General features: G+C 72.1%; 13 protein-coding genes. 8 read left to right on the top strand and 5 right to left on the bottom strand.

Annotated elements, in window-relative coordinates; all coding sequences use genetic code 11:
* The first annotated feature begins 84 nt into the window (after window positions 1-84).
* From hppD to hisC, 4 genes are read left to right on the top strand one after another with little or no spacing between them, the layout of a single operon-like run.
* Entirely contained in the window at window positions 85-1,239 is a 1,155-nt protein-coding gene (hppD, locus tag AB0O15_RS03090; protein WP_364313274.1) for a 4-hydroxyphenylpyruvate dioxygenase, read from the top strand.
* A 10-nt stretch (window positions 1,240-1,249) separates the two neighbouring features.
* Window positions 1,250-1,825 carry an RDD family protein gene (locus AB0O15_RS03085; protein WP_364313272.1) on the top strand — a complete coding sequence of 192 codons (576 nt, stop codon included), beginning with the start codon at window positions 1,250-1,252 and terminating at the stop codon, window positions 1,823-1,825.
* Window positions 1,822-2,763: an RDD family protein gene (locus AB0O15_RS03080; RefSeq protein WP_364313269.1), complete on the top strand. Its 942-nt coding sequence runs from the start codon at window positions 1,822-1,824 to the stop codon at window positions 2,761-2,763. Before AB0O15_RS03085 ends, AB0O15_RS03080 begins: the two co-directional genes overlap by 4 nt.
* A complete protein-coding gene (gene hisC / locus AB0O15_RS03075) occupies window positions 2,760-3,842 on the top strand; it encodes a histidinol-phosphate transaminase (RefSeq protein WP_364313268.1) in 1,083 nt (360 codons plus the stop codon). The genes AB0O15_RS03080 and hisC overlap by 4 nt, the downstream gene beginning before the upstream one ends.
* Window positions 3,843-3,864: 22 nt before the next feature.
* On the opposite strand, the gene AB0O15_RS03070 is transcribed toward hisC, so the two are convergent.
* Window positions 3,865-4,680, bottom strand: coding sequence for an SMP-30/gluconolactonase/LRE family protein (locus AB0O15_RS03070; protein WP_364313266.1), 816 nt, complete (start codon window positions 4,678-4,680; stop codon window positions 3,865-3,867).
* 179 nt (window positions 4,681-4,859) lie between these two features.
* Window positions 4,860-6,002 carry an ROK family transcriptional regulator gene (locus tag AB0O15_RS03065; RefSeq protein WP_364313264.1) on the bottom strand — a complete coding sequence of 381 codons (1,143 nt, stop codon included), beginning with the start codon at window positions 6,000-6,002 and terminating at the stop codon, window positions 4,860-4,862.
* Between the two features lie 211 nt (window positions 6,003-6,213).
* On the opposite strand from AB0O15_RS03065, the gene AB0O15_RS03060 reads away from it, so the two are divergent.
* From AB0O15_RS03060 to AB0O15_RS03045, 4 genes are all read left to right on the top strand, one after another.
* Entirely contained in the window at window positions 6,214-7,401 is a 1,188-nt protein-coding gene (locus AB0O15_RS03060; RefSeq protein ID WP_364313261.1) for a chitosanase, read from the top strand.
* A gap of 69 nt (window positions 7,402-7,470) precedes the next feature.
* Entirely contained in the window at window positions 7,471-8,316 is an 846-nt protein-coding gene (locus AB0O15_RS03055) for a hypothetical protein (RefSeq protein WP_364313259.1), read from the top strand.
* Between the two features lie 53 nt (window positions 8,317-8,369).
* Window positions 8,370-8,828, top strand: a complete 459-nt coding sequence (locus AB0O15_RS03050; RefSeq protein ID WP_364313256.1) for an SRPBCC family protein — start codon at window positions 8,370-8,372, stop codon at window positions 8,826-8,828.
* On the top strand, window positions 8,825-9,787 hold the full coding sequence (locus tag AB0O15_RS03045; RefSeq protein ID WP_364313253.1) for a PQQ-binding-like beta-propeller repeat protein: 963 nt from the start codon (window positions 8,825-8,827) through the stop codon (window positions 9,785-9,787). The genes AB0O15_RS03050 and AB0O15_RS03045 overlap by 4 nt, the downstream gene beginning before the upstream one ends.
* A 392-nt stretch (window positions 9,788-10,179) precedes the next feature.
* Here the strand turns inward: AB0O15_RS03045 and AB0O15_RS03040 are convergent, their stop codons facing one another.
* Genes AB0O15_RS03040 through ispD form a run of 3 tightly spaced genes read right to left on the bottom strand, consistent with a single transcriptional unit; the run spans window position 10,180 to window position 12,578 of the window.
* Window positions 10,180-11,352 carry a hypothetical protein gene (locus AB0O15_RS03040; protein ID WP_364313250.1) on the bottom strand — a complete coding sequence of 391 codons (1,173 nt, stop codon included), beginning with the start codon at window positions 11,350-11,352 and terminating at the stop codon, window positions 10,180-10,182.
* Window positions 11,353-11,400: 48 nt separating this feature from the next.
* Window positions 11,401-11,880: a 2-C-methyl-D-erythritol 2,4-cyclodiphosphate synthase gene (gene ispF, locus AB0O15_RS03035; protein ID WP_364313248.1), complete on the bottom strand. Its 480-nt coding sequence runs from the start codon at window positions 11,878-11,880 to the stop codon at window positions 11,401-11,403.
* Complete coding sequence (gene ispD, locus AB0O15_RS03030; RefSeq protein ID WP_364313245.1) at window positions 11,877-12,578, bottom strand: 2-C-methyl-D-erythritol 4-phosphate cytidylyltransferase; 702 nt, start codon at window positions 12,576-12,578, stop codon at window positions 11,877-11,879. The genes ispF and ispD overlap by 4 nt, the downstream gene beginning before the upstream one ends.
* Between the last annotated feature and the right edge of the window lies 1 nt (window position 12,579).

Below are 12,579 nucleotides of genomic sequence, written 5' to 3'. Positions count from 1 at the left end.
TCACCCACTCTACGAATTGCGCAGGTTGACCAGCAGAAACTACAACTATTGCTCAACTGCGGGCGGCGAGACGACCATCACGACATGACGCAGATGATGGAAAGCGCGACCCCGACCGCCGACGTCTTCCCCGTCCAGGGCGTCGACCACCTCCAGTTCCTCGTGGGCAACGCCAAGCAGGCGGCCCACTACTACTCGACCGCGTTCGGCATGACCTGCGTGGCCTACCGCGGCCCCGAGAACGGCTACCGCGACCACGCCGAGTACGTGCTGACCAGCGGCTCGGCCCGGTTCCTGATCACCGGCACGGTGCACGCGGGCGCGGCCGGCGCCGATCACGTCGCCGCGCACAGCGACGGCATCAAGGACATCGCGCTCGCCGTGCCCGACGTCGACAAGGCGTATGCCCACGCGACCGCGGCCGGCGCCCGTGGCGTCACCGAGCCTTACGACGTCAAGGACGAGCACGGCACGGTCCGGATCGCCGCGATCGCCACCTACGGCGACACCGTGCACACCCTGATCGACCGGTCCGGGTACGACGGCCCGTTCCTGCCCGGCTTCGTGACCCGCGGCCCGATCGTCGACCGCAGCGCCGCGATCGAGGCCGGTCTCCAGCCCAAGCGCTACTTCCAGGCCGTCGACCACGTGGTCGGCAACGTCGAGCTGGGCCGGATGGACGAGTGGGTCGAGTTCTACCGCCGCGTCATGGGCTTCACCAACATGGCCGAGTTCATCGGCGACGACATCGCCACCGACTACTCCGCCCTGATGAGCAAGGTGGTCGCGGACGGCACCCGCAAGGTCAAGTTCCCGCTGAACGAGCCGGCCGTCTCGCAGCGCAAGTCACAGATCGACGAGTACCTCGAGTTCTACGGCGGCCCGGGCGCCCAGCACGTGGCGGTGGCCACCAACGACATCCTGCGCAGCGTCGACGCGATGCGCGCGGCCGGGCTGGAGTTCCTGGACACGCCCGACTCGTACTACGACGACCCCGAGCTGCGCGCCCGGATCGGCGAGGTCCGGGTGCCGATCGAGGAGCTGAAGAAGCGCTCGATCCTGGTCGACCGGGACGAGGACGGCTACCTGTTGCAGATCTTCACCAAGCCGGTGCAGGACCGTCCGACGGTGTTCTTCGAGCTGATCGAGCGGCACGGCTCGCTCGGTTTCGGCAAGGGCAACTTCAAGGCGCTGTTCGAGGCCATCGAGCGGGAACAAGAGCTGCGCGGAAACCTGTAACACTGTGCCGGTGACTTACCAGCCCTACCCGCCCTACCAGGGCCCGCAGCAGCCGGCCTACCGCCCGCTGCCGCAACCGATGAGCCCGGGCGGGCAGCCGCTGGCCGACTTCGGCACGCGACTGCTCGCCTACCTCATCGACGGCGCGCTGGCCTACGCGGTCATCCTCGTGGTCTCGGCGCCGTTCTGGATCTGGATCATGATGAGCTGGATGGACACCATCCAGTCGACATACGCCGACGAACCCGACTTCGTCGGCGACCTCGTCGGCCCACTGCTCCTGCTGGAACTCGGCCTGATCCTGTTCGTGCTGGTGGCGTACTGGTTCTACCACGTCGAATACATGCACCGATCCGGCCAGACCGTCGGCAAGAAGCTGATGAAGCTGCGCGTGGTGCCGATCGACCCGAACGCGCGGCTGACCCGCGGGATGGCCGCCAAGCGCTACGTGGTCGAGATCCTCGGCGGGGTCATCATCCCGTTCTTCAGCTATCTCGACGGACTGTGGCAGCTGTGGGACAAGCCGTACCTGCAGACCCTGCACGACAAGTTCGCGCAGACCGTCGTGGTAAAGGTTGGCCCATGAGTTCGCTGCCCGCCGGCTGGTACAAGGATCCGGCCGACCCCGAGACCCAGCGCTACTGGGACGGTGAGGGCTGGGTCGGCAAGGCCATCCCGGCCGACGCCACGCCGCCGGAGGGCCCGCCGCCGCCCGAGCCGGAACCGGCCCCACCGGTCACGGCGCTCGCTCCCGGCGCGCCAGGCGCGAAGGCCCCGGCGGGCGCGCCGGCCGCCCCCGACCCGAACAAGATGCCCGACTTCCCGCAGACCTGGACGCCGCCGCCGGGCTACCCGCCCCCGCCGCCCGGGTGGGCGCCGCCCCCCGGGTGGGCGCCGCCGCCCGGCTCGGGCTGGGTCGTCCAGGCCCGGCCACACGGGTTCGCGCTCGCCGGGATGGGCCGGCGGCTGGTCGCCCGGCTCGTCGACGTGTTCGCCGTCTTCCTGCTGAACGTCCTGGTCAACGGCTGGTTCGCCTACCAGTTCTTCCTCGAGTTCGTGCCGATGTACCGGGCCGCGATGGCCGACCCGTTCGGCGAGCAACCCGATCCCACCGCCCGGTCCGAGGCCCTGCTCTGGGCCATGCTGATCATCGCCACGCTGCTCTGGCTGCTCTACGAGGCGCCGGCCATCGGCTCCCGCGGCCAGACGCTCGGCAAACGGCTGGTCGGCATCAAGGTGATGGCGGTCGAGAACACCGAGCCGCTCGGCTTCGGGCGGGCGTTCCGGCGCTGGGCCCGGCTCGGGCTGTTCACGCCGTTCTGGGGCTGCGCCGGCCTCGGGCTGCTGGTCCAGCTGGTCGACTCGCTGTCGCCGCTGTTCGACCTGCAGCTCCGGCAGGCCTTGCACGACAAGACCGCGCGTACGGTCGTCGTCGCGCTCCCGCCCGACCACCGGCCGACCGCCTCGGCCACCACCTCGTCGTCCGGTCAGGGCGGCGGTTCCTCGGAAGGACAACCGCGATGACCCGGCTCACCCGTGCCGACCTCGACGCGCTGCCCAGCTACGTGCCCGGCCGCAGCGTCGCCGACCTGGCGCGCGAGCTGGGCATCGCCGAGGCGATCAAGCTGGCCAGCAACGAGGTGCCGTTCGGGCCGCTGCCCGGCGTGGTCGAGGCGGTGGCCGAGAGCATGCTCGGCTCGCACCGCTACCCCGACATGGGCGTGGTCGACCTGCGCGACCGGCTGGCCCAGCGGTACGCCGTGGCCGCCGACCGGGTGGTCACCGGCTGCGGCTCGGTGGCGCTGGCCGAACACCTGATCAAGGCGACCAGCCTGCCCGGCGACGAGGTGGTGTACGCCTGGCGCTCGTTCGAGGCGTACCCGATCATCACGGCCACCGCGGGCGCCACCTCGATCCGGGTGCCGAACACCGCCGACCACGGCCACGACCTGGCCGGGTTGAGCGCGGCGATCACCGACCGCACCCGGGTGGTGATCGTGTGCAACCCGAACAACCCGACCGGCACCTCGGTACGCAAGCCCGAGCTCGACCGCTTCCTCGACGACGTGCCGTCGGACGTGGTCGTGGTGCTCGACGAGGCGTACCGCGAGTTCGTCACCGACGAGCAGGTGCCGGACGCGCTGACCACCTACGCCGATCGGCCGAACGTGGTCGTGCTGCGTACCCTCTCGAAGGCCTGGGGTCTGGCCGGGCTGCGGATCGGCTTCCTGGTGGCCCAGCCCGAGGTCGCCGCGGCCGTCCGCAAGGTGGTGACGCCGTTCTCGACCAGCCTGGTGGCGCAGGCCGCGGCGATGGCCGCGCTGGACCAGGAGGACGAGGTACGCCGCCGCTGTGCGCTGGTGATCGCCGAGCGCGACCGGGTCACCGAGGCGACCCGCAAGCTCGGCGTGGACGTGCCGTCGTCGCAGTCGAACTTCATCTGGCTGCCGCTGGGCTCGGGTGCGGCCGCGTTCGCCGCCGCCTGCGAGAGCCGCGGCGTGATCGTGCGGGCCTTCCAGGGCGACGGCGTCCGGGTCACCATCGGCACCCCCGAGGAGAACGACGCCTTCCTCACGGCCGCCGAGGCCGCCCTGACCAGCTGATTGCGCCGGCGGCTGCGCCTCGCTACCCGACCTTCGTGGCCGTGAGCCGGCCGGTCCGGGCGCCGCGGAACATGGCCTCGGGGTCGGAGAAGTCAGCGGTCACGGTGTGGAGAACGCCGTCCGGGCTGAGCACGCAGTCGAAAGCGCCACGGTCGAAGGTGACCGTCTGGGCGATCTCGCCGCCCTCGAGGACGCGGCGGCAGTGCCGGCCGGGCACCGAGGCGTACCAGATGGCGCCCTCGGCGTCGAAGCAGAGGCCGTCCGGGGCGTCGCCGGGCAGCTCGGCCCAGACCCGGCGGTCGGTCAGGTTGCCCTCGGTGGTGATGTCGAAGGCGGTCAGGCGCTCGCCGTGCGACTCGGCGACGACCAGCGTGCCGCCGTCCGGGCTGACCGCCATGCCGTTGGGGAAGAGCAGGTCACCGGCCACCCGGCGGACCTCACCGGCCGGCGTGATCACCGCGATCAGGCCGGGCGCCGGCTCGCCGCCGGGAAAGTCGTACCCGATGTTGTTGACGAAGACATGGCCGCGCGGGTCGACCGCGATGTCGTTCCAGGCGTGCGGCGCGACCGCCCCGGTCAGGTCGGCGTGGGTGGTCTGCTCGCCGTCCGGCGCGATCGCGAGCAGGCGCTGGTGCGGGCCGTTGGTGCTGACCATGCGCCCGTCCGGCAGCCAGTCGAAGCAGAACGGCAGGCCCTCGACCCGGGCGGCGACCCGCGGTTTCCCGTCGACAACCTCAACAACCTCACCGGCTACCCAGTCGGCGAACCACACTCTGCCGCCGTGCCACCGAACCGACTCCCCGAGCACGATCCCGTCCAGAACCACGTCAACCGACATGCTCAGAAGCCTATGCGGCGGCTGCGGCTTCGACCTGGACGGATCGGTCACGACCGGCGCTCGCGGCACGGCCGGGACGGATCGCTCAGCCCGCGGAGCGGGGACAGAGCTCTGGTGTGGGCGTACCCAAATCGATCTTGGTTTGGGCGCAGAAACCGTGACACGCTGAGAAGGGCGGCTCAAGCGTCGGATATGGCGGAAAGCAGCGCCTCACGGATCGAGTGGAGGCCCGCGTCGAGGGCGCCGAGCAGGACGGCGTCGTCGTCGATGGTGGTCACCGCGATCTGCGCCTGCAGCGGCTCGTTGCGCTGCATCGCGCCGGCGACCGCGTCGCACAGCGCCTCGCCGCCGGCCTGCGCCACCTCGCCGGCCAGCACCACCAGCGGCGGGTCCAGCACCGCGATCACCGCGGCGAGCCCGACCGACACCCGGTCGGCGAGCTGGCTGAAGAACTGGGGGTGGTCGGCCCGCCGCGCGGCGGCGTAGGACACCACCTCGGGCGGGGTCGCGCCGGGGATGCCGTGCTCGCGGGCCAGGTCGAGCACCGCGGCGCCGCCGACCAGGTCCTGCAGGGCGATCTTGCTGTGCGCCGAGTCCGGCGCGTACAGCGGCATGTAGCCGATCTCACCGGCGCCGCCGCGCGCGCCCCGCATGAGCGCGCCCCCGATGTCGATCGCGAGACCGAGGCCGTCCTGGCCGAGCCAGAGCAGCGCGAAACCGTCCGCGCCCTGCCCGACCCCGCGCCGGCGCTCGGCCACCGCGGCCAGGTTCACGTCGTTGTCCACGTCGACCCGGGTGCCGAACCGGGCGGCGATCTCGGGCACCAGCCCGCTGCGCCCGAAGCCGGGCACCTCCACGTGGTGGATGGTCTCGGTGCGCGGATCGTAGGAGCCGGCCACACCGAGCTGGATCTGCCGGATCCAGGAGGCCGGCGCCCCGGTCTCGGCCCGCAGCCGGGACACCACGGCGGCCAGCGCGTCGACCGGGTCGGTCTCGAGGAAGTCGACCCGCGACTCGACCCGGCCCCGGACCACGCCGGTCAGGTCGCACACCGCGGCGGCCAGCGACGGGGCGCCACTGGCGCCGATGTCACGCACAGAGATGGCGACCGTCCACGCGGCGTCCGGGTTGGCCGAGTAGACCTCGGCGTTCGGGCCCGGCCGTCCGCTGTTGTGCCCGACCACCGAGACCAGTCCGGAGCCGACCAGCCGGCGCAGCACCTCGGAGATCGTGGGGGTGGACAGCGCGGTCAACTTGCGCAGGTCGGCCCGGGTCAACATGCCCGGGTCCAGCAGATACGCGAAGGCCGCGCTCTCATTCATGGCACGCAGGAGTTTCGACGAACCCGCTGGTCGCGACAACCGAATGCTCCCCTGTGCACTGCGAAGACACCTGAACAGTTGTCACGGAACGTAGGCGCGGGACGCATCAGTGTCAAGCGATGTCGGTTCTTCCAAGACATTGACAACTGGGAATTGATAAAACAGATTAACTGACATAGCGTTACCCTCCCCATCAACATGAGGAGCGCTCATGTCCATCCCCAGGGCCGCGTTCGCGGCCGCAGCAGGTGTGCTCATCAGTGCCGGTGGCGTCGTCATCGGCGTCCTCCCGGCCAGCGCGGCCGGCGCCGGGCCGATCACCGGGCTCGCCGGCAAGTGCGTCGACGTGGCCGGCGCCTCCAGCGCCAACGGCACCGCGATCAACCTCTACACGTGCAACGGCACCACCGCGCAGACCTGGACCGTCGGCAGCGACATCCGGGCGCTGGGCAAATGCCTCGACGTGACGGCCGCGGGCACGACCAACGGCAGCAAGATCCAGCTGTACGACTGCAACGGCACCGCCGCGCAGGCGTGGACCGCCGAGAGCGGCCGGCTGCGCAACACCGGCTCCGGCAAGTGCCTGGACGTCACCGGCGGCAACTCGGCCGACGGCACCCGCCTGCAGATCTGGACCTGCGGCACCAGCGCCAACCAGCAGTGGACACTGCCCGGTGGCGGCCAGAACCCGCCGCCGGCCGGCAGCCCGCTCGACGACCCGGCCAAGAAGGAGGTCGCGATGAAGCTCGTCAGCGCGGCCGAGAACTCGTCGCTCGACTGGCGGGCCCAGTTCAAGTACATCGAGGACATCGGCGACGGGCGCGGCTACACCGCCGGGATCATCGGCTTCTGCTCCGGCACCGGCGACATGCTCGAACTGGTCGAGCGCTACACGTCCACCAAGCCGAACAACGTGCTGGCCAAGTACCTGCCGGCCCTGCGCCAGGTGGACGGCACCGACTCGCACGCCGGGCTCGACCCGAACTACCCGGCCGACTGGCGCAGCGCCGCCAACGACTCCGTCTTCCAGGCCGCGCAGGAAGCCGAACGCGACCGGGTCTACTTCAACCCGTCGGTACGCGACGCCAAGAACGACGGCGTCCGCGCCCTCGGCCAGTTCGCCTACTACGACGCCGCGGTCATGCACGGTTACGAGGGCATGCGGTCGATCCGGCAGGACGCGCTGCGCCGGGCCGCCCCGCCGTCCCAGGGCGGCAACGAGACCACCTGGCTGAACGCGTTCCTCGACGCGCGGGTGGCCGAGATGAAGAAGGAGGAGGCGCACTCGGACACGTCCCGGGTGGACACCGCGCAGCGCGTCTTCCTCAACAACGGCAACTTCGACCTGAACACGCCACTGGTGTTCGCGGTCTACGGCGAGCAGTTCCGGATCGACTGATCTCGCACCAGTCAACCGTCCTGACGGACGCTGTTGAACAGGGCTCACAGCGTCCGTTAGGTTCGGTTCGTGTCGTCGATGGTGCCTCCGCTGTTGGCCGGGCTGGTCGATGACTCCGCACTGCTCCAGCCCGGGCCGGCCACCGTCGCCGACACCACCGCCGGGTTCCGCGAACACCACGCCGCCTGGTACGGCGAACTGGTCGGCTCTCTGCTCGTACCCTCATCGCTTCTGGATCTTGACGTTGACCCACCCGGCCTGCCGGTCGGCGTGGTCAACGACGCCGCCGTCACCGCCCTGCCGACCGCGGTGGCCAAGCTGCGGGCCGGCGGCGCCACGGTTCGCTCGATCGAGTCGGCGGTCGCGCGGCGCGGCGAAGATCCCCAACCCGGCCTGGCTGAGCTGCGCACCTTGGCCGCCGGAGACAAAGACCTCGAGGTGTACGCCGAGATCCCGCTGAGCTGGGGCCTGCTCGGGGCGCTGGACGCGGTGGCCGCGATGCGCGCCGACGGCCTGCGGATCGCGCCGAAGTTCCGGGTCGGCGGGCTGGCCGCCGAGCTGTTCCCCACCCCGGTCGAGCTGGCCGCGGTGATCTGCGCCTGCCGCGACCGTGACCTGCCGTTCAAGCTGGCCACCGGCATCCGCCACGCCCTCCGGCACACCGACCCGGAGACCGGCTTCACCCACCACGGCTTCCTCAACGTGCTGGTGGCGGTGCTGCTGGCCGGCGACGGTCAAGAGGTCGCCGAGGTGGCCGAGGCGCTGGGCGCGACCCATCCCGTGCCGCTGGTCGAGCCGGCCCGCGCCCGCCGCGACGAGACCCGGCCGCTGTGGGCCGGCTTCGGCGTCGCCACCATCGTCGAGCCCCTGACCGAACTGGTCCGGCTGGGCCTCATCAACGGCGGCTACCAGTAACCCCTGTTCGATACCTTGCGGTTGCCCGTATTTTGTACTCGGGAGGTCACGCAATGTCGACAGTCGCGGTGACGCGCCTCATCGAGGCGCCAATAGCAGAGGTCTGGCGCGTCTTCACGGATCTGCCCGGCCGCGCGGCCTGGCTGTCCACGGTCACCGCGGTCGAGGTGCAGACCCCGGCGCCGTTCGGGCAGGGCACGGTCTGGCGTGAGACCCGCACAATGCCCGACGGTGGCGAGATCACCGAAGATTTCTTCGTACGCTCGTGTGCCGCGCAACGCGAGTTCGTGGTCGAGTCGCCCGGCATCGGCGCCGACTACCGCATGACGTACACGTTCGTCCCCGTGCTGGAGGGCAAACACCGCGGTGGCACGATGGTCACCGTGGTGCAGGACGGCAATCCGACGGCGCCGGCCGGCCGCTTGCTGGCGCTGGTCTTCGGCGGCCTGGCCGCCCGCACGCTCGAGGGCGCGCTGCGCCGCGACCTGGACGACCTGGCGGCCGCCGCTTGACGCTGGCGCGGTCGCTGGTGGCCGTGGTGCTGGTGGGGGTCACGGGACTGATCGGGTGGCGGGTGCTGCGTCCCGCCGAACTCTCCTCCGCCGGCGCCGTCCCGGCCGCCGTCCCCGCCCAGCCCGGCCTGACCGGGCGCATGTCGGTGGTCCCGCTGCTGCTCGACGGCCAGTTCCGGGTCTTCGTGTCGCGACGGCAGGTCCGCGCGGACGGACCGGTCTCGGCCAAGACCGCACGCACCCCGTTCTGGTCCCTCCGCCGCTGGCCGGCGTCGGTCAGCGGCGTGGTCACCTCCGGCCCGACCGTGGTGAGCCGCTGGTCCGACGGCGTGGTGATCGCGGTCGACGGGCGGACCGGCCGGCACCTGTGGCGCGCCTCGGTCCCGTCGGCCCCCGCCTTCTCCGACGCCCGGACGGTCCTGTGGTCGCCACCGGACATGTTCGCCGCCACCGACGTGGCCATGTTCCGCGCCGACGGCCAGGTCCGGGCCTTGTCCCTCACCACCGGCGCGCTCGCCTGGACCGCATCGTGCCCCGCCCCCGCGTTCGCGACCCCCTTCGAGATCGCCTGCGGCCCCACCCTGCTCGCCGCCTCAACCGGCACTCCCGTGGCGACGGGCCCGTTCACCGGCGTCGAGTGCCACGTGGGTTGCCTGGCCGCACGCGACGCCACGGGCCACGTCTGGCGGGCCGGCCGCCCCATCTCCTATCCGCCGCCCCCACCCGGCAACATCCTGCTGGGCACGGCCGCGGGCGTCTCCTACGAACTCACCCCTGCTCGCCACCTGCTCGCCCGCGACCTGACCACGGGCGCTCTCCGTGGTGATTTCGCTCTCGCCTTCCCGAACGACCCGACCACCTGGACCCCGCGCGGCTGGCAGCTCGCGGCCGGCTACCTGGCCATCGACCGAGGCCCCACCTTCACCCGAGACCAGATCCTGATCGCCAAGCTCCCCTAGACACCTTCAGGCCATCGGCGCCGGCACCCGCCTGGTCGCCTGGTCCTCCGCCCGTGACCAGCGCGAGCGATGCCGGCTGGACGAGCGTCGGTGCAGACCTCTACCCGGAGGGCGCTCCAGCGCCTGTGGATAACCACCCGAATTGACCGTCACGGGCGGTACATTTGCGGCCCACCCAGTGCCGGGGTGGGGGAGGCGGCGGCTCGTCGCGCAGCGCAACCCACCCACCACCCAGGTGGGCCCGGCCCGTGGGATGTCAGCGAGCGATGCGAGCGTCAGCGCACCGGGCAGCGTGATGTCTGGGCGACGGCCGGCAGGGCCTCGTTGCGGCGCATACGGCGAGCACAACCGTGGCCGGCTCGGTCAGAGGCGGGTCGAGAACCGGGCGAGCGTCAGCGCCGGATCAGCGTGATCGCTTCGGCGACCGCCGCCACGACCATCGCGGCCACCAGCGGAATCAGGCCGCCGACCAGCGCGTACCCCAGGATGATCAACGGTGCCACGAGGGCGGCGTAGGCGGCGACGGCCAGGGGCGGCTCGTTGCGGCGCAGGCGGGTCAGGGCGGCGGCGGCCGGCTCGGTGAGGCGGCGGGTCAGCCAGACCAGCAGGGCGACGAACAGGATCACGCTGATCAGGCCGGCCCACACCCGGGACGCGCCGGGGCTGGCCTGGGCCATCAGCGCGGTCAGCAGAGCCGACACCAGGACGCCGTTGCTGCCGTACAGGATGGTCTGGCGCACCGCGTCGCGTGAGTCGGCGGACGGGTCGAGCACCGGACGGCTCGGCCGGCTCACCGGCTCTTGGAAGGCCTCGCCCTTCAGGCCAGCCGTGGGGTCGTATGCGGTCGGCTCGGGCTCGGGGCGGTCGGGCGCCGGGTAGGGCCGCGGCAACTCGGTCGGGGCCGGCGGTGACGACGACGGCGCCGGCGGGTCGATCGCGACCTCGTCGGCCAGCCCTTCCAGTGCCTGCGCCCACCGGCGGCGTTCCAGCCGCACGATCCCGACGTCGCGCTGGGCGTCCCCGATCGCGTCATCAAGATCGAGGGCTTCCGCGTACGCCCGCTGGGCCAGATCGAAGAGCCGGAGCCGGGCGGCCACCACCGCGAGCACCAGATGTGCCTCGGCCTCGGTGGGGGCGGCCCGCACCCCGTTCCAGGCGGCGTTGAGCGCGTCCTGCCCGTTGCGTGACTCGCTGAGCAGCGCCGCCCCGGTGCGCTGGGCGTAGGCGTCGGTCGGCCAGCGGGTGAGGATCTCGGACGCGACGCGGGCGGCCTCGCCGTACCGCCGGTTGTCGGTGAGCGCCATGGCCCGCACCACCAGGCCGGGCAACGTCTCGGTGGTCGCCGCCACGGCCCGGTCGGCCGCGACCAGCGCCTCGGCCGGCTGGTCGGCCACCAGGTGCACCCGGGCCAGGGTGGCCAGCAGGTCGGCGTCGTCCGGCGCGTCGATCAGCCCGGCCGCGACCTCGGCCGCCGCATCGTCGTATCGCCCCAGATCAGCGAAGAGCAGCGCCCGCTGCCGATATTCCTCGGGCGTGGTCTCGGGCTCCGACGGACTGGCGGTCACGCCCCGAGGGTATGCGACCAACCTGAATGCCACCGACCCGCCCGGGAGTCAGGAGGCGGGTGGGAGGACCAGGGCCGCCGCGGTCGCCGCGAGCCCTTCACCGCGGCCGGTCAGGCCGAGCCCGTCGGTGGTCGTGCCCGACACGGTGACCGGGGCGCCCGCCGCATCGGAGAGCACCCGTTGGGCCTCGTCGCGGCGCGGGCCGATCTTGGGGTGGTTGCCGATCACCTGGATCGAGATGTTCAGCACGGTGAAGCCGGCCGCCACCAGCCGCCGGGCCGCCTCGGTGAGCAGCGTGACGCCCGCGGCGCCGGCCCACTCGGGGCGGGAGATGCCGAAGTTGCTGCCCAGGTCGCCCAGCCCGGCCGCGCTGAACAACGCGTCGCAGGCCGCGTGCGCCGCCACGTCGCCGTCGGAGTGGCCGGCCAGGCCGACCTCGCCGGGCCAGTGCAGCCCGGCCACCCAGCACTCCTCGCCGGCCTGGAAGGCGTGCACGTCGGTGCCGAGTCCCACCCGGGGATAGATCACCCCGACACCCTATGGGCCAGCAGCGCCTCGGCGATGATCAGGTCGATCGGCCGGGTGACCTTGAGGGCCAGCTCCGAGCCCGGGATGCAGGCGACCGGGATGCCGGCCTTCTCGGCCAGCCCGGCGTCGTCGGTCAGCGGGTCGCGGGCGGCCGCATGCGCCGCCGCCAGCACCTCGTGGGCGAACCCCTGTGGCGTCTGCACGCTGCGCAGCACCGAGCGGTCGACCGTGCCGAGGACGACGGCGTCGGGCGACACTTCTTTGATGGTGTCGACGACCGCGAGCACCGGGATGACCGCGGGGTGGCCGGAACGCACCGCGGCGGCCACCGACTCGACCAGGTCGGGCGGGGTGAGGGCGCGCGCCGCGTCGTGGACCAGGACGATCGGGACGCTCGCCGGCACGGCGGCCAGCGCGCGCCCGACCGATTCCTGGCGCTCGGCGCCGCCGGCCACGACCGTCACCGGCGCGATCGGAGCGAGCAACTCCGTCACCGCGTCGACGTCGGCCGCGGGGGCGGCGACCACGATCATGCGTACGCTCGGCGCGGCCGCGACCCGGCGCACCGCATGGACCAGCAGAGGTTCCCCGGCGAGCAACCGCAGCGCCTTGGGCCCGCCCGGACCAAGGCGAACGCCGGCGCCCGCCGCGGGAACGAGGACCGCGACGTCACCCCGAGCATTGAGCTGCGCGGTCACG

It is taken from the genome of Actinoplanes sp. NPDC089786 (assembly GCF_040684855.1).
Taxonomy (GTDB): Bacteria; Actinomycetota; Actinomycetes; order Mycobacteriales; family Micromonosporaceae; genus Actinoplanes.
Note: the sequence above shows the minus strand (reverse complement) of the source record. Positions and strands in the feature narration are given on the sequence as shown.